This is a genomic window from Bradyrhizobium sp. 1200_D9_N1_1, from assembly GCF_052075915.1.
Lineage (GTDB): Bacteria > Pseudomonadota > Alphaproteobacteria > Rhizobiales > Xanthobacteraceae > Bradyrhizobium > Bradyrhizobium diazoefficiens.
The window spans coordinates 7,922,866-7,942,375 of sequence record NZ_CP197226.1 but is presented as its reverse complement, the minus strand read 5'-3'; the positions used below and the strand labels follow the sequence as shown (position 1 = coordinate 7,942,375).

Below are 19,510 nucleotides of genomic sequence, written 5' to 3'. Positions count from 1 at the left end.
CGCCTCCCGTCACATCGGCGCCAGCGCGCGCGAAGCGCACCTGATCTGGAACGAGAATTTCGTAAACCTGTTCAAGTTTGACGGCGACGAGGCGATCGAACGCAAATTCGAGTCGAACGTCGCGTTTTTTTCGCCGCTCAGCCATCTTCGCGGACAGACGCGAGATAAGCGGCCACCGCTCGGCGCATCACCTCGCTTGCCGAAAGCCTGGAAGCCGTCGCATGCGTCTGGAGTTTTTGGGCAAGATCGGCCGGCATCTTCAGGGAGAGCGTCACTGATGGCTGCGGCGCGGGAAGGAGCCGCTCCCTGCTTTTGGCCACTTCGAGATAGCGATAGGCCTGCCGCAGCGACAAGCCGCTTTCGCGCGACAGCACCAAGGCCGCCTCCGCCATGCCGATTTTCTTCGCGAGCAAGCGTCGCGCCGCCCTCAGCCGCTCGGCTTTCTGCGCTTGCGTCGATCGAATCATATGACATAACGGTATTACCTTTTGCGTCTCAAATCAACAACGGCTCTATCACGCCAGCCGACGATGACGCGTTCAAAGCGGAAGTTATCTTTTGCGTTCAGGGAGCCATCAGTCCGCTGCTCTCCGTCATCTACATGAACCGGTTCCTGAAGCATTGGCGTCTCAGCGGTCGGTGTGAAGCATTCCATGGCCAGATTATCTCCTATGCCGACGACTTCGTCATTCTCAGCCGCGGCCACGCGGAAGACGCATTGACGTGGACGAAAGCGGTGATGACCAAGCTTGGGCTGACACTCAACGAGACTAAAACCTCGGTGAAGAATGCCCGATTGGAAAGCTTTGACTTCCTTGGGTACACGCTCGGACCCCGCCACTTCCGCAATGGGGGGCGGTGGTATCTTGGCGCGGCTCCGTCGAAGAAAAGCGTGCTGCGGATCAAGAGGAAGGTCAGCGAACTGCTGACGCCGGGCAACAAGGGCGCTTGGCCCGAAGTACAAGCACGACTGAACCGCCTTCTGCGCGGCTGGTCCGCTTACTTCAGCTATGGCTCGCTTGCTACGGCTCATCAGGCCGTTGATCGACACGTCTTTGACCGCGTGCTCGCCTTTCTGCGCAGACGACATAAGACGCCAGGACGTGGCGTCAGACGGTTCTCTGATCAGATCTATGGGAACCCTGGCGTACTTGTGCTGAACCGCGTGCGCAAAGTGTCGCCGACGTGCGCCTTGTGACGAAACCTGTCGGAAAGCCGGATGCGGGAAAACCGCACGTCCGGTTTGATGAGCGGGGAGAGGAAACGGAACGCGCAACAAGCGCATCACCGCGCCTCTCCTCGACTCTACTCAAGCGCGGGAAGACTGATGCTGCCGACGCAGAGGCGATCAGCGAAGCTGTCGCGCGCAATACCATGCGCTTCGTCCCGGTTCGTCGAACACTGCAATCACGTCCGCTATCATGAGAGCATCGACAACCTCACTCCTGTCGATGTCTACTTCGGCAGGGCTGAGGCGATCCTTGCAAGCCCGCAGCAATTGGCTCTTCCATTCGGTCGTCCCCCATCGCGGGTGTCAAGCCGCGCACGCGGGACCGCGATTTTAATCGACCCGAAGCTACCGGTCAGCGACCGCGGCAGGCTGCCGTGTCGATGCCCGTAACGGGGCGTTCCCTCATGGCCGGCCTTCATGCCGCGTCCGTAGCGCGGCCGCGCAAGGGCCGCATCGAGCTCGCTGCGGAGCAATTCCTCTAATGAGTTCCCGCGTTGGTTTCCGCACCGCCGTTTCAACCGGATCGAACCAATTTCGAAAAGCTGCGGAGCCGTCTCTCTTTCACACGGCGGGGAAATGCATCTTTGTGACATTGCTGGTCATGGCATGGTCTCCGATCCGGCGCTCCAAACGGCGGATGATTCGAGGTTGATCACCTCAGAGACTACGCCGCTTTCAATTCCAACCAATCCTGCGGCGGGACCCTGTCTGAAATCCGCCAGCCTGTCGGGAACGCAACCCGGAGCGCGAGAAAAATAGCACGTCTGGCTCTGCGCATAATGGCCCAACTCTTGCGAGGGGCGAGCGGGCAAAGGTCAGGTTGGAGATTGAGAATGGCGAGCGTGTCAAAGCTAAAGGTGTTTGCGGCCCTGAGTGCGGCCAGTGTTGCGCTTGTGCCAATATCGGCAAAAGCTCCGATATGGAGTTCGAGCGCTCAATACGGGAGCTTTTCAATCGATGGCTACAGTTGGAACAACGACGTATGGGGCAGGGGCGCAGGACCCCAGACTATCTCGGTGAGTGCTGTCAACCAGTGGGGGGTGTGGTCGAACCAGCCTGATACTGGTGGCATCAAGAGCTATCCCCACGAGGGTTTCAATGTCGGCAAACCGCTCAGTTCGATCAACACTCTGATCTCGAACTTCAATCAGGAAGTTCCGACTAGCGGCGCCTGGGACGTCGCCTACGATATCTGGGATAGCTCAAATCAGTATGAGATAATGCTCTGGACGAATTACACCGGCAATCCCGATGGTGGCGGCAACGTCAAGCCCATTTCTTACAAGTACGCTTCTTCCGGGGCGGCGATACCGATCTACACAAATGTCGATGTAGGCGGAGCGACTTGGAACGTGTTTCAAGGAGAAAATCACCATAAGGTCATCTCATTCCTGCGCACTTCGAAGACCAACAGTGGGACGGTGGATATCAAGAGTGTCCTGCAGTGGATCAAGTCTAAAGGGTACTTTGGGGAGATAAACGTCGGCAACGTCCAATACGGCGTTGAGATCACCTCCTCTCCAGGTGGGATGAACTTCAACTTCAATAATTGGACCCTGACATCGAGGTGAGTACCCACGGTCGGTGAGGTGAAGTGGCCTCGGATTTTGGACCGGCGGCTCAGATGGTGCGGATGCCGTTTTGTTTTGATAAACGGAGACCATGAAGAAGAACGAGACGGAAAATCGAAGCAGCGCTGAAGGCAAAGATCGCCTTGGAGCCGCTGCGAGAACAATCAAAGGTGACGGATCTGGCGCTACCAGCGGTGGAGAGAAAATTACGTGAGGCAACAACTCAGTTCAGGAACATTTTCGGCCAGGCAATGCGACAGCTCCCTAGCAAACATGTGGAGCTGATCGCACCGGACGAAAATCGATTCGCACAATGCTCACGCTGCGTGGGCAGCCCGTCGGGGGCTGGGTGGTTTGTTGCGGGGGCGACGTCGAGAAGTGGACTCTTCGCCTAGTCGCCCTCGATCTTCGTTCGCAATCCCCCGAGGAGAGAAACATGTCGTGGGACGACCAGCAATTCTAACGGACGAAAGCTGTGCCGCCGCTCCTACCTTGCAGTGCGCCCGTTTTTCACAAGCTCAAAGAAATAGCGAGCGAAATACGCAATTTTGGATTTTCGCATCACCACCGAACTTTCGGCACTGTTCTTGAAACGGGCCATTCCGCACCTCGCCGAGTTGGGTGAGAACGATCAATGCCCGCTGCGCGACCTTTCGTGAGCGAAGGTAGCGGGAGATGTCCCGATCGCTGTTGAGCGCCGCGCTCGTGACGTGGGCAACGGGCTTGATCGTCATGCGATCGTGGTGAGCTTGAAGGGCCGCACGCAGAACCGACGATTTCTTATGCGCCTTCAATCATCGGAAACCCTTGTTGGCCTCGATCATGCCGGCCGCGACCCATCGCAAGGTCATACCGGCATCCCGCCGGCGTTTGACGTTGCGCGTGACCCGGCGAATGGTGCCCTGAAATGGACCCCGGTTTTGGGACGAGAGGCCAGGTTGGAAAAGGGCCGCTCCGTTTGATCGACGGAGGGCATGATGACGAAGAAGACGCGACGGAAGATCGACGCGGTGTTGAAGGCAAAGATCGCACTGGAAGCGGTGCGGGAGCAGGCGACGGCTGCCGATCTGGCCCAGCGCTATGAGGTTCACCGAACCAGATCTATGCTTGGAAGAAGCAGCTGCTGGACCAGGCGGCCCGGCTTTTGACGTGGGTGTCGGGCGCGAGAGCGAAGGAAACGCGCGAACGCGAGATCGAGAAGCTGCACGCCAAGATCGGACAAACTGACGGTCGAGCGCGAGTTTTTAGCGCGGAGGTCCGGAAGATGAGCACGCCGGACCGTCGAGGAATGCTCGAGCGCGTCGACCAGGCGCTGTCGATCCGTCGGCAATGCATGTTGCTCGGCATCGCCCGTTCTAGCGTCTACCGGCCGCTACAGCCGGCCAATTCAACGACCTTGCCCTGATGCAGCGGATCGACGAGCTGATCACCGCCTGGCCATTCCTGGGCTCGCGGCGAATGACCGCGATGCTGAGGCTGAGGGGCTTGCGGTCAATCGCAAGCGCGTGCAACAGTTGATGCGCAAGATGGGCATCGCCGCGCTGGGACCGAAGCCGAACACGACAAAGCCGGCGCCGGGCCACAAGATCTCTGTCCCGATCTGCTGCGCAACATGAACGATCGACCGGCCGAACCAGGTGTGGGCGGCCGACATCACGTATCTGCCCATCGGCCGCGGCTTTCTCTATCTCGTCGCCATCATCGACTGAGCGAGCCGTGCGGTTCTGGCGTGGCGGCTGTCGAATACGATGGACGTCTCGTTCTGCGTGGCGGCTCTGGACGAGGCGCGGCGACGTACGGCACGCCGGAGATTTACAACACCGACCATGGCAAAGGCGTTCTCCGATCGCATCCGCCAGCGCGCTTCCGCTCGCGGTTACAAATGGCATCTGGACGAGGTCGTTATTTCGATCGCGGGCGAACAACATTGGCTCTGGCGCGCTGTCGACCAGAATGGCTTCGTTCTCGACGTCTTGATCCAGCCCCGAAGAGACTCGCGCGCTGCGCAGCGGCTCATGAAGAAGCGCTTGAATCCGCCGGCACGCCGCTGCGCGTGATGATCACGGACAAGCTCCGTTCGTACGGCGCTGCGAGGGCGAGCATGGGCTTTCACGTCGGACATCGCCCGCACAAAACTCTCAACAATCGCGCCGAGAATTCTCATCGGCAGACGCGGCGACGCGAGCGGATCATGAAGCGTTTCAAAGCGCCCCATCAGGCTCAACGGTTTTAGTCAGTTCACGATCAGGTCGCGAACGTTTCCGCATCCCCTATCTCGGAGCTGTCGCCGCCGACCTCCGTCGTGCTTCGCGCGAACGAGCCTTTGCGACTTGGCGCGAAATCTCCGCGACAAGCGCTATCGCCGAATCTCGGACCTTTGAAAATCGCCTCCTTCGTCTCGGCGGTCGATTAAGTTGACGATGCCATCCATGCGTCGCCCACACGTTCTTCCTTGGCCTTCTTGCATCATGGCCGACGAAGACCGAGATGCAGCCCGCAAAGCTGATCGGCCGCTACGGCAGGACGTTCTGGTGTGTTCGAGGTCAGACATACGGCTTGCCTCAACAATCGCTAGCCTTGTCGCGTAAGCGACATAGCTATCGGAAGCCGTCGGGAATGCGCATCGCTTCGCTGGCATGGAGTCTGCTCACCACCAGGGGCGTAGAAGCGACGCCACGACATCGAACGTCGTTGCGGATGGCGCGCACATGTGTTGTTCGTGAGGTGATATGCGACCTGGAGTTCTTATACGGGGCGCGGCAGCAGTTACGCTTGCCGCTTGCGGTGGCGCGAATTCGGCGGATCTCGATCCAGCGGTGAAGGTTTCATCCGACACTGTGGAGCTGGACCGGGAATTATATTGGCGTGCACGGCGGTGGCGGCTATGCCGGACATCTTCAGTGACCCCTAGGCCCATCTATCTATGGCGACGTCGTCCATACCCCTGCATCCCTGGCCGGGGGCCAGAGCGGTGATCACAGCTTTAGACCGTGCCGCCCAGTCGCCCACTCAGGTGTCTGGGAGATCGGAGCCTGATTCTGGCCCAAGACTTGCGTGCAACGTTTAGGACGCTTTGTGCGCAAGGGTCAGTGCTGGGCTTTGGAGGAGACACTGAACGCAGCTGCGCCAATTTCGTGAGGTCAACCCCAGCCTCCGTTATCCCCACACAACGAGGACGAGTGAACGATCATGTACAAGCTCGGCGCTTTCATGCTTGCGCTGCTGGGTCAGCAGGGATTGGCAGCCGCGCAGGCTCCGGCCGACAACATTGCAAAGCCGCTGCTGGTGCCGTCCGATTACGAGCGAGCGCTAACGATCGGCGCTCAATATAACCAGCTCACTGTCAATATGCCCGACGTTCCGTTCTGGCTCGCAGAGGGCGAAGCGTTCGTCTACCGACGGACGACTCAAGGCAAGCACCAGTTCATGCAGGTCGATGCTGCCACTGGCGGAAAGCAGCCGGCTTTTGATCATACCCGCCTCGCGGCGGCGCTGGCCAGGGCAAGCCTCGAGAACTATAAGGCCGACAATCTGCCGTTCGACCGTTTCGAGCTGGCCGACGATGCTCGCATGATCACCTTCAACATCGACAACACCCGGTGGACATGCGACCTCGTAAGCTATGGCTGCACAGCCAATGCCATGCACCCGGACGTCCATCAACAGATGGGCTATGACCCCACTCCGCCCGCGGAGAACGATCCGGAGAACACAAGCATATCCCCTGACGGCAAATGGTTGGCCTATACTACAAAATACAATATCTTCCTGCGCAGCGAGGACGGCTTGCAGGACATCCCTTTGACCTGGGACGGATCGGAAGGCAACTACTATGCTTTCTCGACGCTAAGATGGTCTCCAGATTCGCGTCACCTCGCGGCTTACCGCATCCGTCCAGGCCACAAACGTCAGATCCACTACATCGAATCGTCCCCGACGGACGAGCTTCAACCTAGATATTCGACGATGACGTATCCGAAGCCGGGTGATGCCTTGCCGCTGCTCCAGCCGGTGCTGTTTGACATCATCATGCAGAGCAAGATTGAAATCGACAATGCTTCCTTTCCAAATCCCTACCACCTTTCGCCGATCAAGTGGTGGAAGGATGGTCGCGGGTTCACCTTCGAGTATAATCAGCGCGGGCACCAACTCTATCGACTTGTCGAGGTGGAAGCTGCTGCGGGTAAGGTGCGCTCTCTGATTGATGAGCGCAGCATTACCTTCATCGATTACCAGCCTCTGGTGATGGACCAGCAGAAAACTGGAAAGTTCTTCCGCTACGACGTTGAGGACGGAAAGGAGATCATCTGGGCGTCCGAGCGCGATGGATACGAGCATCTGTACCTCTTCGATGGCCGAACCGGCGAGCTCAAAAACCAGATCACTAGAGGAGATTGGGTGGTTCGCGCGGTCTACTACGTCGATCCGGTCAAGCGCCAGATTTGGTTTGGTGCGAGCGGGAGGGACAAAGGGGAAGATCCCTATTTTGTCCATGCTTACCGTGTCGACTTCGATGGGAACGGACTGACCGCGCTCACTCCTGAACCGGCCAACCATCACATTGAGTTTTCGCCTAACGGCCGCTACTATGTCGACCTGTGGTCACGCATCGATGTCCCGCCGCGCTTGGCGCTGTATCGCGCCAGTGATAATGCCGAGCTGATGCAGGTTGAGAGCGCCGATATCTCGGAACTCATCGCCTCCGGCTGGCAGCCGCCCCTCAGCTTCCATGCCAAGGGCCGGGACGGCGAGACCGATATATGGGGGGTTATTCACAAGCCCCTCAACTTCGATCGAAACAAGAGATACCCGGTGGTGGAAAACATCTATGCCGGCCCTACGGGTTCTTTCGTTCCGAAGTCGTTCTCGGCCTTGGTTGAGCCGCTCACCCAAATGGGGTTTATCGTCGTTCAGATCGATGGAATGGGTACGAACAATCGCTCGCGCGCGTTCCACGACATTGCCTGGAAGAATTTAAAGGACGCCGGCTTTCCCGATCGGATTCTATGGCATAAGGCGGCGAGCGCGAAGTATTCATGGTACGATATTTCGAACGTCGGCATTTTTGGCGGGTCCGCCGGCGGGCAGAACGCGGTGAGCGCGCTGCTCTTCCATTCTGATTTTTACAAGGTGGCGGTGGCTAACAGCGGCTGTTACGACAACCGGATGGACAAGATATGGTGGAATGAACAGTGGATGGGTTGGCCGGTTGGTATCGAATATTCGCTGTCCTCCGCCATCGACAACGCCCACAGACTACAGGGTAAGTTGATGCTCGTTGTCGGCGAAATGGACCGCAATGTCGATCCGTCCTCTACCTTCCAGATGGCTGATCGGCTCATCAAGGCAGGAAAATACTTCGACATGCTTGTGGTACCCAGTGCAGATCACGGAGCGCCCGGCAATTATAGCGAGCTCAAGCTTCTGGACTTCTTCGTTCGCAATATTCTTGGGCAGATACCACCTAACTGGAACGCCCTACCGATTGAGCTGCTGAAACCCAATTAAGGGCCATGATTGCGCGAAGAGCTATCATCATTTAGGTCCAACGCCGTGGCGACTCGAACGAGCGCCCTCCGATTTCGCTTGTCTCTCAGCATTAGTAAGCAAAAGCACAGTCATCTATGACTCTTTGGGAGTTTTGGGACAGGCGCTGAACCTCCTCCGAATGAGTGGACACCTGTAGTAGGCTCATTGAGCCCGGAGGTGTCGAATGGAACGTCAACGTCGGTCATTTACCGAGGAGTACAAGCGCCAGGCCGTCGAGTTGGTGGTGTCCAGCCGTCGCACGGTCACGTCGGTGGCCAAGGAGCTCGGTCTGCGCGACTCGGTGCTGCGGCGCTGGGTCGACAAGCTCCGGCAGGAGCCGGCATCGGCGAGGTGGCGCCCCACCACGCAGGTGACGCCGATGTCGGCGGACCAGGCTTCGGAGATCGCCCGGCTGCGCCAGGAGACCGAACGAGCGCGACATTTTAAAAAACTGTCCAGAGCCGTTGCACGCTGCGCGGGTTAGAAACAGCCTTGTGCTATTCTCTGCGGCCGGGAGGGCAGCGGCCGTCAGCTTATTGGAGGCGCAATAGCTTCTTCCATACCTTGAAGACCGAACTCGTTCATCATCGCAACTACAAGACCCGCGCCGACGCCCAGCGTGATATCTTCGCCTTCATCGAGGGCTTCTATAACCGAACAAGGCTCCATTCCGCCGTGGGATATATCGCCCCGATCGAGATGGAGCTAAACGTCGCCTAAACCCGTCTAATTTTTTGGGGGAAGATCATACGGGACATTCACCGTTCAGCTGTTGCTGCCGCTAGCACCCCTGCCGGTTAAAACTCGACGGCGTTCTCAACATCGAACCAAGCATTGGGCCGAGGCTCGTCAGCTTCTCGGAAGCTAGCGCCCCATTCTGAGATCTCTGGACACTTGACCAACGCAATGCCTTCGAAGCGGCTCTTGGCTCGGCCGGTAAATTGCAAAGGTGAGTGTCGATTTCGCCGGGCTGTTGTTTTCGAGCGCGTCAATCAGCTTCTCGAACTGAACCCTCCGTAGCTCGCGCGGAGGATCCGAGCTTAGCTCGGAGGTTGAGAAACCTCTACGTTCTCCAATGAGCGTGGTGAGTCGATCGTTAATAAGCCGAATTGGGCTGAACTGGACAGTTGAGCGTTGGCCAGAGTGAGAGCAGGAAGAGGGACAAAAGGTCTCTGAGCCAAGCCAGGACACGGCGGAGGTTGTGGCCAACGGCCGAGAGGAGAACGTTAGCGGCATCTCCGGCGCGGCCTTTGAGATAGCAGCGGCCAAGGTGACCTTCGTTCTTCATGTGTCCGATGATGGGCTCGATGGCGGAACGGCGGCGTAGCTCGCGCTTGATGACGCCGAAGACGCCGCGCTTCTGGCCCGAGATGAAGACGCGGCGGGGATTTTGTGTGTCGTGGCCGCGATATCCCTTGTCGACATAGGCCCGTTCGATCGGGCAGCCGGTGAGGCTCTCGGTGCGCTCGATGACGTTGCGAAGGGTGTGACCGTCGTAGGGGTTGTCCGGCAGCGAGCAGGCGTGGAGCACGAACAAGCCGCCCGGAGCTCTTTGGTTGTTGGTGACGATGGAGGCCTTCACGCCGAACTCATAGGGCGGCGGCCTTGCCCTTGCCGATGCACTCGACCTCCGGAGCATGGAAGGAATACAACTTCCAGCCGCGCTGGCGCTGCTGCTGCGAGCCGATCTGGGTGGCTCGGCTCAGCGGCAGGGCGAATGCCCCCTCCAATGCGGCCTGGCCCTCGGTCTTGCGGCGAATGTCGCGGATGATCCGGCCCAGCCGGCTGCGCAGGATGCGCAGCTGTCGCTGATGCCGGTTGAATTGTTTGGCATGAGCGTAGCGGCCCGCCATCATCGCCGCGCTTTTGGCCACGCGAACATAGGATTGCCGGAGCCTGACCCCGTGCTTCCTCGCCAGGCGGTTCAACCCGCGGATCGCTGCATGCAGCAGCTTGGCGTCGGTCGGGAAGCTGATGGCCTTCGGTTGGACGGTCGTGTCGACCGTGACCCGCTTGAGGTCCTGGCTGCGCAACGCACCGCTCGCGTGCGCCACGCGAAGGCTCTCGGCCAACAACCGCTCCAGCTTGTCGCCGAGCCGCTTGCGCCAGTGGCTCAGGTCTGAGCGCTCATGCGGGAAAACGTGCTGGAAAAACTCTTCGCCGGTGAAGAACTGGAAGTACGGATCGTGGACCCAGCGCTCGCACACCCCCTCGTAGATGTGCTTGAGCAGCAGCAATCCGATCATGAAGCGGGTCGCGATACCCGGCCTGCCGTTGTCGCTGTAGAGCGGCGCGATCTCGCCGTCGATCCAGTCCCAATCGACCCTGCCGGCGAGCAGAACCAGCTCGTGTCGCATGTTGATGATCTGGTCCAGCCGGGACCGGAACAGATCGTTCGAGCCTGTCGTCCTGTGCTTCTTTGGTCGCATCGGTCCCTCCGATGCAGCACAGAATCACGGTTCGCAGCGGCAGGGAAATCCAAAATCGAAATTGCAGGTTTTTGCTGTGAAGCCCCAATCCCCTGCAATCTCAAATGCCGCCGCAACCGGAAAACAGACTCTCAATCAAGTGCTTGGAGGCTTGTTCACGGACAACTGGTGAGGATCAGAACAATCGAGCCATGGAACCTGACAGGCACTCCAAATCCAGCGTTGACCAGCCCGACGAGAAGCTTCGCGGCCGAGCGAGGCCCTGACCCTACGCGTCGGCATAGCAATCGTGGACCGGTTCATCATATCGTTTTACAGCTTAAGGGAGATGCAGTGAATCGTGAGGGGCTCTATTCTTCGATGTCCGCCGGATAAATTTGGAAATGCGGCAAATGATGATCGAGGACGATAAGGGGATTCGCCCCGGCATCGAAACGATGCGCGGGTTGCCTGCATTTTATGATGGTGCAGTCGTGACGACATCGTCGCTCACGAATGTAAGTCTATGTGTCGATCTGGACGCGGCGAAGCAGTTGGATCGATTACAGCCGATGATCGAACCGATAAACTACACGACGCTTTGGCAGCTGCAACCTGTGTCAAACAGTTGAAGTTCGATGCGGTTTCTCCTTTTCGCCCGATGAAGTAGTCTACGAAAATCGAGCGATGCAGTTCGTAGCGCATATTTAAGCTATCTAATGCGGAACGAACGCCGCATAAACTTCATCGGCTCCACTAGGGTTGGCGCGATTATCGCCGCCGCTTCGGCCAAATATCTCAAACCATATATGTTGGAGCTTTGGGCTCGACGCCGTTGATTGTGCTCAACGACGCGGGCGAAAAAAATGACAAGGCTGGCGCGAGCGCCAAGCAAAGGAGACAGGCGAGGGGTGTGGCCCTGCGAAGTGCACACCGCAGTTTTCCTTATTCGCGCGGGAGGGCCACTGGCGTGGAGCGTCGGTCGAGATAGCCACCAGGGAACGCAGTCAGGGGAAGGATTGGCGTATATGGATGCCATAACGCGAGCCCAACCAGCCGCGCGTCAAGCCGTACGATCAGTTTGCGGGCGATCATGTTAGCTATCGCCTCATCAATCTCGCCCTGCATTACATTCGCCGCGCCCGGCCGATCGCACAGGCGAGTTTCAGGCGAGCCTTCGTCCGCGGCCAGAAGAATTTCTCGCTCGAGGCCTCTGACGCGGTGTTCGCGCTCGATTGCTATGGCTCGCGTGTCCTCGACTATGATTTCGTCGCCGTTGTCCTGCATCGACAGCATAGAGAAAGTCGGCCCCCTCCAGGCTTTCAGCCAGGCATCGATGCCCTTGGCGACGGCATTTAGCCCCGGGCGGTTTTCGTCGCGCGGTGTGAAATGGCCGCCGACATCGTGGTCTTCGCTGTCTTCGAAGTAGTATACCTGTTCCGAGAGATCGCGCTCCGACAGCGGATACACGTAGCGATAGGGGGCGGCCGGGAGCAGCTTCAGTCCATGTTTCTCAGCTGTGTAATGATAGGGGCTGTAGCGCTGGTATCGCAAGCGTACCGCAGGTCCCGGCTGCAGATGATGCAGCAACGGCAACCAAGAGGCCATTTCCGCATACCATGCATCACACTCGCCGGGAAAGCCCCACAATAAACTCCAACTGACCCGCACGCCGTACTGACGGCACCACTTCAACAGCTGAACATTGTGCGCTGAGGTCGTTCCTTTGCGCATCAGCTTCAAAACACGAGTATCCAGGCTCTCAATACCCGGTTGAATCCAGCGGACGCCGGCGGCAGCCAGCTTTTCCACTTCGTGGCGCTTCAGGTTGGCTTTGACCTCAAAGAAGATCGCGAGCTTCTCGGGTAGCGCGGTGAGGTGAGGGAGCGCCTTTTCAAGGTAGTCAATGGCCATAATATTGTCTACAGCTTCGATGCGCGACGAGCCGTAGCGCGCCGACATCTCAATCATCTCCGCTGCGGCCTGCCCCGCGGGCTTCTGGCGGTAGGTCATCGATCCGCCGTTCAGCCCGCAAAACAGGCAATGACTGCGCTCGCCCCACCAGCAGCCGCGAGAGAACTCCATCGGCAGCCCAGCATGGATGCGGTCGGCGTAGAGCGACGCCTCAACCTCCGCAAAATAGTCCGAGAAATCCGGCAGCGGCAGGTCACGCATGTTCTCGATCACGGCGCGGGGCACTAAGTCGCGCGTCGACGCCGCGGGATAGCCGGCCTCGCGATGCGTCGGGCCGAAAACGCCAAATGGCAGGTCAGCAGGCGGGATGTCTCTGCCGCGATTTAGGATGTCCCAACACAGCGGGCCGATCAGTGCGTCGGCCTCGCCCGACACGACATAGTCGACCCATGGGAAACGCGCGTGAGTGCTGCGCCCCATTACCGACTCGCAGTTCGCTCCACCCATGAGGGTGACAAGATCAAGTGAGCGCTCGCTCAGCCGGCGCAGCAACGCGAGCGAGGGGACATGCTGGGTGAAGGTCGAGCTGCACCCGACCATAGCCGGCCGCTTCGCCAATATCTTGTCAGCCGTCCAGTCGATAAACCCGCCGATGAGCGAGCGCAGCCTAAGGAAATTCGCGCGACGCTCGGCCATACCTTTGCCTGCGTGTATCGGGTTGCGCTCGAAATAGAGGTCGAGGAAGGCGTTTTGTTCGGGTTCGAAGCCGGGAAAAGCAATGCCCGCGAACAGCCAATCAACCAGTGCCTCCTCTGGCGGGCAATTCTCAAGAGGTCCATAGTCGGCGATGCCTATGTATTCTAGAAACCAGATGTTGGCATATGCTATGGTGGATTGCAGTCCAGCCTGGGTCAGCGCTGATTTCAGCAGACCAAGCGCCAGTGACGGCCTTTCGACTGCCGACACAGGCATGTTGACTAGGACGATTGGCACAGCGATACTCATAATCATTCCACGTTATTCATGATGTGCGCACAGGTGCGTTCGCCATGCCATAGTCTCATGCGCCGGACGGCAAAGTGAATTCTGCGCGACTCCTGACCGGAGCCGTGAACATGAAGTCGCTAATTCGGCTAGTGGGCAGCCCGCTTCGAGCCACGATTTCCGCGTCACGTTCGTTGCCCGGCGACTGGACGGCATGAGCAAGCAGAGAGTGCTGGAGCCGAACGGGGAATAATTGCCTGCACGCGGCTCCGCTCTGGTATTTAGCGGCGCCACCCTCGAGTGAGACTCGCTGTTTTTCATCATTGATGAACGGACTGACGTCGTCATTCACATGGACCTATCAAAGTTTCAGGCGCGTCGTCGTCCGCTAGCAGGGATCACCGCCAGTGCAAGTTGCAGTGGCGCGCCACGAAAAGCCACGACCTCTCCGGAACCAGCGGCACCGTCGTCTGGCAGAACCATTTGATTGACCACTGGGCGGGGCAAGCCATTCTCGACTTAACCGCGTGCGTCCCAGTCGTGCACCGCTGATGCCCGAAATGAGGGCTTGGCTCGAAGCCGCAAGCGCGGAACCCCGCTGGTCTTCTTTTGTCACGCCGGTTGTGCACGCCACGAAGCCAGGGACCGTGGATGCGGAGCGGCATGTCATCGCGCTCAGCACTGCTGGATGGTGGGATGCTGCTGTCGCTTGAGGCTAAGTAGTGCCTCAATGCGAATCGGCACAATCTGCACCCGTATGGGAGGACGCGTGTTTGACTCCTTCGATGCGCCTCGTCGTCCAGTCACCGGTCTGCCAGATGAAGCAGTCGTCGAGGTCTTCTTCGATCAGCCCGGTCATGTACAACTGATCGAGCAAGTCGGCGACCCCAAGGAGGGTTGTTCCGTCAGCTGCGACCCGAATAACCAGCTCCGACATTGTGCAGTTGCCGTCCGCGATCAAAGGGCCAACGGAAATCGGGGCGATGTCGTCGAGCACGCGGTGTTCCATGTTGCGTGAGCGAAGATGAAAGCACCGGTTCCCTGCCTTATATTGCAGGTCCCTGCGGAAGCGGATCGGCAGGTCATGGGCTGGGCTCTCGAGCATATACTGTTCGATCATGCTCTGCAGCCCGCCCCGGAAACCGTCAGGCGTGCTGAAGAAGCGTTCACCCAGAATGCGGGTACCCGAGAGGCCAGCGATCGCTACCCGGCACCGGCGTCACCAGTCGTAAACGCCCCTGCCGCATATTTACGAGGAAGCCGGAAACGCAGGCGATCGTCGTGTGATTGCGTTCCAGAAAGGCGATTGCACCGTCCTTGTTAGCGCCCCTGCGCTTCTCCTTCCGCTCGCGCGCGCGCCCGACCATGGCCTTTGCTGTCTGCGCCTCCTTGCCCTGCAGGATGAGTTCGACTCCTAGCAACTCCTCAGGCGAAAAGGCCGTGTGAACCTGATTAAGATGGGCCCTGCTCAGCACGGAGAAACGATTCGTCGTCGTGCGATATAGATTGAAGAGCCCGAGCACGTGCCTGGTGAGTGCCGGATCCTTGAGTGGGGCTGCGGTTGTTGTTTGCGGTAACGCGCCCGTAATCTGATAGTAGTCGAACAGAAAGCGATCGTAGTGTGGGTTGTCCATAGGATCTGTGGCCCAGTAGCAGAAGCCCGTGCGGACTGCAGAACCAAACATTTCGCTCGCGACACCAACCACGCCCCGCCAAAGCGCTGCATGCTCTTTGCTATGTCGTAATAGCCTGTAAAGCGATCGGCCGAGAGGCCACAGAACCAACAACCGACGCTGCAGCCTTCGCTTAGCTCGAAAGCGATTATGGGGTGCGTGAGCGACGCCGCCGACACGCCCAATTGGTCATTGCAGCGCCGGATTTGCCGCTCGCGCCAAGCATGAAAGCGAGGATTGATCGTCGACATCTCGCCTTCGTCGCGCAAGAGGTCGCGATGACGCATCATCTCGCGGAGATACTCATCCCACATCACAGCCAGCGGCCACGGCGCAGACTCCGGCTTGAAGCGGTATTGTTGGTAGCCACCGCGCCAGAGCGGCAGCACCTCCATTGGATCCACATTGATGCCGTACCGCTCTGTTACCGCTCGAGGGGTGGCGATTGCCTCCGCAAGCGCCCTGCGGAACTCCTCGTCACCGACTAACCGCTCCATGAAGCGTTTGAGATGCGATAGCGTGCGCAGTTGCTCCGGGGTACGCCGGTCAAAAATCTGTCGGTAGTGCTCGGCGGCAGCGTGTGTCATTGACGAAGCTTACTTCATGTTTTCATCGCACTTCATCGCACTTCATCGCCTCCTCGAGCAACCACCCGATGCGGTCAGAGCGAAGGCATGTCAGACCTCGGCCACGACCGCTACAATAACAACCACAACAACTGCAACGGGCTCAACTGCTGTGGCGTGGTCAGAGGCCGCTTCCGCGGCTTGCGCGCCGCTCGTGGCCACCTCTGCAAGGGCCTGAACAGCGCCGGTCGAGATCGTATCACTCGAATTAAAAGTGCCACCGGCGAGCGGTTTAGTCGTCAACTTCTGTCGAGCTCGAATGCAACTTTTAGCTTCATCAGGTGTGAAGCTGTAGCCGAGGCTCTTTCCGATCGCGACAATCGATGCAAGGCCGGTAGCAATTGGTTTTACGCGTTCAAGCAGACCACCGTCGTTCCCCAGATCGTTGACGAATCGCTCTACGTCAGTTCGCGACACAGCCAGTCTCCGTGCCTTTGCTCAAAGTCGCCAAATCATCCATCTCGGGCTCACAAGCGATTGGTGCCGACGCCGTTAACAGGGCAAGAGGCGTGCCGAATTGAAGATTGCTGATTTTTCGTTTTTCTGACCCTGCGTATCGTCCACTTGGTGACACTTTGTTGCCGAACTGACAATCGGCCCGCTACGCGGGACGAGGTTTTCGTTGACAGTATCCAAACGGAGCAGGTTCTTCACGGCTGCGCCACAACGACGGAGGCAATCCGTCGAACAATACAAAATAGTCAAGAGAGCCTGGGGGCGCTGTCCAAGCGTTATGGATCAATCCGAAGACCGTCGCAAAATGGAAGAAGCGCGGTTCGGTGGCCGATCTTCCGACCGGCCCGAGAGAGCCAAAATCCACCAGTTTGTCGCTTGAGAAGGAGGCCATCATCGTCGCCTTTTGCAAGCATGCGCTGCTGCCGCTGGATGACTATGACTGCCTTTATGCTCTCCAGGCGACAATCCCGCATCTGACACGCTCATCGCTTTATCGCTGTCTTCAGCGCCATGGCATCTCACGGCTTCCGACGTGGAGGATGGCAAGGGCGTAAGGCGCAAGTTCAAAAGCTATCTCGGATACTTCCACATCGACATCGCCGAGGTTCGCACCGCGATGGGAGGGCTTTATCTCTTCGTCGCAATCGATCGAACCTCGAAGTGCGCCTTCACCGAGTTGCACGAAAAGCCACGAGTGTCACAGCCGACTTCTTGCGGAACTTGATCAAGGCAGTCCCTTACAAGATCCACACCGTTCTGACGGACAACGGCACCCACTCACCGACCCAAGCGGTGGGAGTTGGACTGTGGCCGATATCAAAGCCATGATCGAACGAAAGCAACCATTTTGGGCTCATGCCTTCGAGGTGGCCTGCGCCCGCAATGATATCGATCGTTGCCTGACCAAGCCTAAGCATCCCTGGACCAACGGCCAGGTCGAGCGGATGAACCGCACCATCAAGGAGGCCACAGTCAAGCGCTTCCACTACGACACGCATGACGAGTTGCGCAGCCACCTCGCCGACTTCGTCCGCGCCTACAACTTCGCTCGCCGGCTGAAGACCCTGAAGGGCCTCACGCCCTACGAATACATCTGCAAATGCTGGACTTCCCAGCCAGAACGATTCAAACTTAATCCGCTCCAGCAAATGCCGGGACTAAACACCTAGTTTGGAAACGCAGTCGCTGTTGGAGCTTGCATACGGACGGCGCGGGCCGCTCGCCGTCGAAGGAGAGCGGCAATCGCCGTTCTTGAACCGGGCCCGTTTCTTGAGCCGCTGGTTGGCTGCTTTCGGGCAACGCTCCCTGTTGCTGATCGCGCTGCTGCTCCTCTGGTAGGCAGCTTCCAGGTTTGGTTTGGTAGATCCGGTCTTCCTGCCACCGTTCACGGAGGTCATCGTACGCTTGCGCAAACCGGCGATCATTCACTACTCTTGAGCACAGCCAGCGAATTCACACGGCGCTTTGCGCCATCAGCAATCGATATGGCCATCTTCTCCGGAAATCCTTTTGGAAGCGCATTCAGCACCTGATCTATGGCCTTTGCGGCTGTATCGCCGAGCTGCTGGATGACAACCTTGACTGTTTTGTCGGGTAGACCGCAGCTTTTCGCAGTCTGCACGAAATGTCGGCCGAGAACCGTGTGGACGATGTAATGCCGGTTGCTGCCGATCGCCATGGCCAGCTTCATTTGGTTTTGGCTGATCTGTCCAGCGTCCAAGCTCGGTTGGGTCGAAATGATGTCGTAAAGCGGTGCAAGATGAAAACGACCGCCCGGCGCCAAATGAATGCTAAAATTCTTCGCGTGGCCATCGGTGGCGGCAAGCAGCCAGAACACGATCTGCGCCTTGAAGAAAATGGCCTGGTCGTCCTCAGGCGTATCGCTGCCCTTGAGGAAATCCGAGATTTTGCGGATGCCGGGTCCGCCATCGGATTCATACTTTCGCGCGGGTGGAACGGACAGCGCCTGGCAGCAGTCTTCCTGCGGCAGCCGCAACAGGCGGCCGTCGCGCGTCCAGATGCGATCGAACCGCTCAACTGCGAGCACGCGGCGCCCGGCGAAATCGATGATGCTTGATTTGGCGACAGGCAAGCCGAGTGCCGCAACCAGCTCAAGGCACAGATGCTCGTTTTCAACGCTGCCGGTCAGGTCGATTCCGTTCGGCAACTTCCCGATCTGCGGCTTGATAATGTGCGTAGTTGCGGTCGTGCCATGAGGCACGTGCCACTTGTCTTTCCAGTAAAGCAGCGCTGTCTTTTCCTGCGCGCCCGCGAGAGAAATGCGGAAGTCCTGGTCGGGGCCGATGCCGAGCGGATTGCTGGCAAGGTTGCCGAGAATGGCGGCGATCTCCTGATCGCTAGCGGCGCGGCCATCAATGGCGCCGGCGCCCCCGGGTGCGGCACTGTCGGGAAGGAATTGCAGCGCCCCGATGCAATCGCGGCCGATGGCGGAGAGCAGGCTGTAAGCATCGGCGCCATCAGCATGCGCGCGTTCGGCGACGCGTCGGCGGATGTCGTCATTATCGGGCAGAAGATTGTCAAAAACAGCGACGACGGGATCGCCGATATAACGATCCTCCCGCAATGGCAGCGACACGGAAACGGGGATGGCATTTTCCCACGCGAGCCACTGCTTGTCATACTGGAAATCGATTGCGCCACTGCTCTCGCGCCGCAGCCGCCCGACCAGCCGTGCGTTGAGGTAGACGTTGAGCGGCGCGCGGGCAGGGCGACGCGCCATCAGAACAGATCCTCAATCGCTTCAGCCGTCAATTTGGTGCGCGGCCGGATGACCAGCTCGAGGTCGAGCGCGGCCAGCGCATCCATCAAGATGCGCAGCTGCGTTGCAGGTTCACCGGCCTCCAGCTTCGAGACCGTCGCTTGACGCGCATGCATCTTCTCACCGAGGTCCCCCTGGGTGAGCTTCTTCTGCCGCCGGTAGCGCCTGATCCCGGCGCCGATTTGCTGGGGGGTGCGGGCAATCGTATCCATAAAGGCATGATACGCAAACGCGTATAATTTGTCAATATACGCGACCGCGAATATCTACAGATCATACGCTTTCGCGTATACTAGGCATATTGAAATTACTAAAAAGCTAAAGCTGATGATCGATGTA

The 19,510-nt window shown here is 58.6% G+C and carries 15 protein-coding genes and 6 pseudogenes; 11 read left to right on the top strand and 10 right to left on the bottom strand.

Annotation, left to right across the window (positions count from 1 at the left end; translation table 11 throughout):
• Positions 1–137 precede the first annotated feature (137 nt).
• Entirely contained in the window at positions 138–392 is a 255-nt protein-coding gene (locus tag AB5K84_RS37595; RefSeq protein WP_223153759.1) for a ribbon-helix-helix protein, CopG family, read from the bottom strand.
• Here AB5K84_RS37595 and AB5K84_RS37590 point away from each other — a divergent pair.
• A complete protein-coding gene (locus AB5K84_RS37590) occupies positions 278–1,198 on the top strand; it encodes a group II intron maturase-specific domain-containing protein (protein WP_257784501.1) in 921 nt (306 codons plus the stop codon). The genes AB5K84_RS37595 and AB5K84_RS37590 overlap by 115 nt on opposite strands.
• 243 nt (positions 1,199–1,441) lie before the next feature.
• Here the strand turns inward: AB5K84_RS37590 and AB5K84_RS37585 are convergent.
• Positions 1,442–1,771, bottom strand: a pseudogene (locus AB5K84_RS37585) (IS256 family transposase); the annotation flags it as partial.
• A gap of 293 nt (positions 1,772–2,064) precedes the next feature.
• Here AB5K84_RS37585 and AB5K84_RS37580 point away from each other — a divergent pair.
• Positions 2,065–2,802 carry a glycoside hydrolase family 12 protein gene (locus tag AB5K84_RS37580; protein WP_014497847.1) on the top strand — a complete coding sequence of 246 codons (738 nt, stop codon included), beginning with the start codon at positions 2,065–2,067 and terminating at the stop codon, positions 2,800–2,802.
• 695 nt (positions 2,803–3,497) lie between these two features.
• On the opposite strand, the pseudogene AB5K84_RS37575 reads toward AB5K84_RS37580, so the two are convergent.
• A pseudogene (locus AB5K84_RS37575) lies at positions 3,498–3,704 on the bottom strand (IS256 family transposase); the annotation flags it as partial.
• Between the two features lie 75 nt (positions 3,705–3,779).
• Between AB5K84_RS37575 and AB5K84_RS37570 the strand changes: the two are divergent.
• The 6 genes and pseudogenes from AB5K84_RS37570 (at position 3,780) to AB5K84_RS37545 (ending at position 9,051) form a co-directional block, all read left to right on the top strand.
• Positions 3,780–3,950 carry a hypothetical protein gene (locus tag AB5K84_RS37570; protein ID WP_162130978.1) on the top strand — a complete coding sequence of 57 codons (171 nt, stop codon included), beginning with the start codon at positions 3,780–3,782 and terminating at the stop codon, positions 3,948–3,950.
• Positions 3,951–4,066: 116 nt separating this feature from the next.
• Positions 4,067–4,207, top strand: a complete 141-nt coding sequence (locus tag AB5K84_RS37565; RefSeq protein ID WP_154694111.1) for a hypothetical protein — start codon at positions 4,067–4,069, stop codon at positions 4,205–4,207.
• Positions 4,208–4,634: 427 nt separating this feature from the next.
• A pseudogene (locus AB5K84_RS37560) lies at positions 4,635–5,215 on the top strand (IS6 family transposase); the annotation flags it as partial.
• A 776-nt stretch (positions 5,216–5,991) separates the two neighbouring features.
• Positions 5,992–8,310 (top strand): S9 family peptidase, encoded by a 2,319-nt coding sequence (locus tag AB5K84_RS37555; RefSeq protein WP_011084771.1) that lies wholly within the window; start codon positions 5,992–5,994, stop codon positions 8,308–8,310.
• Positions 8,311–8,515: 205 nt separating this feature from the next.
• Positions 8,516–8,815, top strand: a complete 300-nt coding sequence (locus AB5K84_RS37550) for a transposase (protein WP_011084772.1) — start codon at positions 8,516–8,518, stop codon at positions 8,813–8,815.
• A gap of 8 nt (positions 8,816–8,823) precedes the next feature.
• A complete protein-coding gene (locus tag AB5K84_RS37545) occupies positions 8,824–9,051 on the top strand; it encodes an IS3 family transposase (RefSeq protein ID WP_370091571.1) in 228 nt (75 codons plus the stop codon).
• Positions 9,052–9,427: 376 nt separating this feature from the next.
• On the opposite strand, the pseudogene AB5K84_RS37540 reads toward AB5K84_RS37545, so the two are convergent.
• A pseudogene (locus tag AB5K84_RS37540) lies at positions 9,428–10,760 on the bottom strand (IS5-like element ISBj2_B family transposase).
• A 392-nt stretch (positions 10,761–11,152) separates the two neighbouring features.
• Between AB5K84_RS37540 and AB5K84_RS37535 the strand changes: the two are divergent.
• Together AB5K84_RS37535 and AB5K84_RS37530 are read left to right on the top strand one after the other, a co-directional pair.
• Positions 11,153–11,371, top strand: a complete 219-nt coding sequence (locus AB5K84_RS37535) for a hypothetical protein (RefSeq protein ID WP_223153707.1) — start codon at positions 11,153–11,155, stop codon at positions 11,369–11,371.
• 99 nt (positions 11,372–11,470) lie between these two features.
• Positions 11,471–11,595 (top strand): annotated as a pseudogene (locus tag AB5K84_RS37530) (aldehyde dehydrogenase family protein); the annotation flags it as partial.
• 89 nt (positions 11,596–11,684) lie between these two features.
• Here AB5K84_RS37530 and AB5K84_RS37525 read toward each other — a convergent pair.
• The 4 genes from AB5K84_RS37525 to AB5K84_RS37510 form a co-directional block, all read right to left on the bottom strand.
• Positions 11,685–13,664 (bottom strand): RiPP maturation radical SAM C-methyltransferase, encoded by a 1,980-nt coding sequence (locus AB5K84_RS37525; protein WP_011084777.1) that lies wholly within the window; start codon positions 13,662–13,664, stop codon positions 11,685–11,687.
• Between the two features lie 700 nt (positions 13,665–14,364).
• Positions 14,365–14,757, bottom strand: coding sequence for a hypothetical protein (locus AB5K84_RS37520; RefSeq protein ID WP_011084778.1), 393 nt, complete (start codon positions 14,755–14,757; stop codon positions 14,365–14,367).
• A 46-nt stretch (positions 14,758–14,803) separates the two neighbouring features.
• Positions 14,804–15,271, bottom strand: coding sequence for a hypothetical protein (locus AB5K84_RS37515; RefSeq protein ID WP_026312699.1), 468 nt, complete (start codon positions 15,269–15,271; stop codon positions 14,804–14,806).
• A gap of 716 nt (positions 15,272–15,987) precedes the next feature.
• Positions 15,988–16,353: a Nif11-like leader peptide family natural product precursor gene (locus AB5K84_RS37510; RefSeq protein ID WP_011084781.1), complete on the bottom strand. Its 366-nt coding sequence runs from the start codon at positions 16,351–16,353 to the stop codon at positions 15,988–15,990.
• 213 nt (positions 16,354–16,566) lie between these two features.
• Here AB5K84_RS37510 and AB5K84_RS37505 point away from each other — a divergent pair.
• Positions 16,567–17,561: pseudogene (locus tag AB5K84_RS37505) on the top strand (IS481 family transposase).
• Between the two features lie 251 nt (positions 17,562–17,812).
• Here the strand turns inward: AB5K84_RS37505 and AB5K84_RS37500 are convergent.
• Together AB5K84_RS37500 and AB5K84_RS37495 are read right to left on the bottom strand one after the other, a co-directional pair.
• Positions 17,813–19,132 carry a type II toxin-antitoxin system HipA family toxin gene (locus AB5K84_RS37500; protein ID WP_011084785.1) on the bottom strand — a complete coding sequence of 440 codons (1,320 nt, stop codon included), beginning with the start codon at positions 19,130–19,132 and terminating at the stop codon, positions 17,813–17,815.
• Positions 19,132–19,383: a helix-turn-helix domain-containing protein gene (locus tag AB5K84_RS37495; RefSeq protein WP_011084786.1), complete on the bottom strand. Its 252-nt coding sequence runs from the start codon at positions 19,381–19,383 to the stop codon at positions 19,132–19,134. Before AB5K84_RS37495 ends, AB5K84_RS37500 begins: the two co-directional genes overlap by 1 nt.
• Positions 19,384–19,510: the final 127 nt, after the last annotated feature.

Bases quoted from the DNA above. Each gene is read 5' to 3' on its own strand.
- AB5K84_RS37590 (WP_257784501.1), top strand. From the start codon at position 278: ATGGCTGCGGCGCGGGAAGGAGCCGCTCCCTGCTTTTGGCCACTTCGA.
- AB5K84_RS37595 (WP_223153759.1), bottom strand. From the start codon at position 392: ATGGCGGAGGCGGCCTTGGTGCTGTCGCGCGAAAGCGGCTTGTCGCTG.
- AB5K84_RS37580 (WP_014497847.1), top strand. From the start codon at position 2,065: ATGGCGAGCGTGTCAAAGCTAAAGGTGTTTGCGGCCCTGAGTGCGGCC.
- AB5K84_RS37570 (WP_162130978.1), top strand. From the start codon at position 3,780: ATGACGAAGAAGACGCGACGGAAGATCGACGCGGTGTTGAAGGCAAAG.
- AB5K84_RS37565 (WP_154694111.1), top strand. From the start codon at position 4,067: ATGAGCACGCCGGACCGTCGAGGAATGCTCGAGCGCGTCGACCAGGCG.
- AB5K84_RS37555 (WP_011084771.1), top strand. From the start codon at position 5,992: ATGTACAAGCTCGGCGCTTTCATGCTTGCGCTGCTGGGTCAGCAGGGA.
- AB5K84_RS37550 (WP_011084772.1), top strand. From the start codon at position 8,516: ATGGAACGTCAACGTCGGTCATTTACCGAGGAGTACAAGCGCCAGGCC.
- AB5K84_RS37535 (WP_223153707.1), top strand. From the start codon at position 11,153: ATGATGATCGAGGACGATAAGGGGATTCGCCCCGGCATCGAAACGATG.
- AB5K84_RS37525 (WP_011084777.1), bottom strand. From the start codon at position 13,664: ATGATTATGAGTATCGCTGTGCCAATCGTCCTAGTCAACATGCCTGTG.
- AB5K84_RS37520 (WP_011084778.1), bottom strand. From the start codon at position 14,757: ATGATCGAACAGTATATGCTCGAGAGCCCAGCCCATGACCTGCCGATC.
- AB5K84_RS37515 (WP_026312699.1), bottom strand. From the start codon at position 15,271: ATGGACAACCCACACTACGATCGCTTTCTGTTCGACTACTATCAGATT.
- AB5K84_RS37500 (WP_011084785.1), bottom strand. From the start codon at position 19,132: ATGGCGCGTCGCCCTGCCCGCGCGCCGCTCAACGTCTACCTCAACGCA.
- AB5K84_RS37495 (WP_011084786.1), bottom strand. From the start codon at position 19,383: ATGGATACGATTGCCCGCACCCCCCAGCAAATCGGCGCCGGGATCAGG.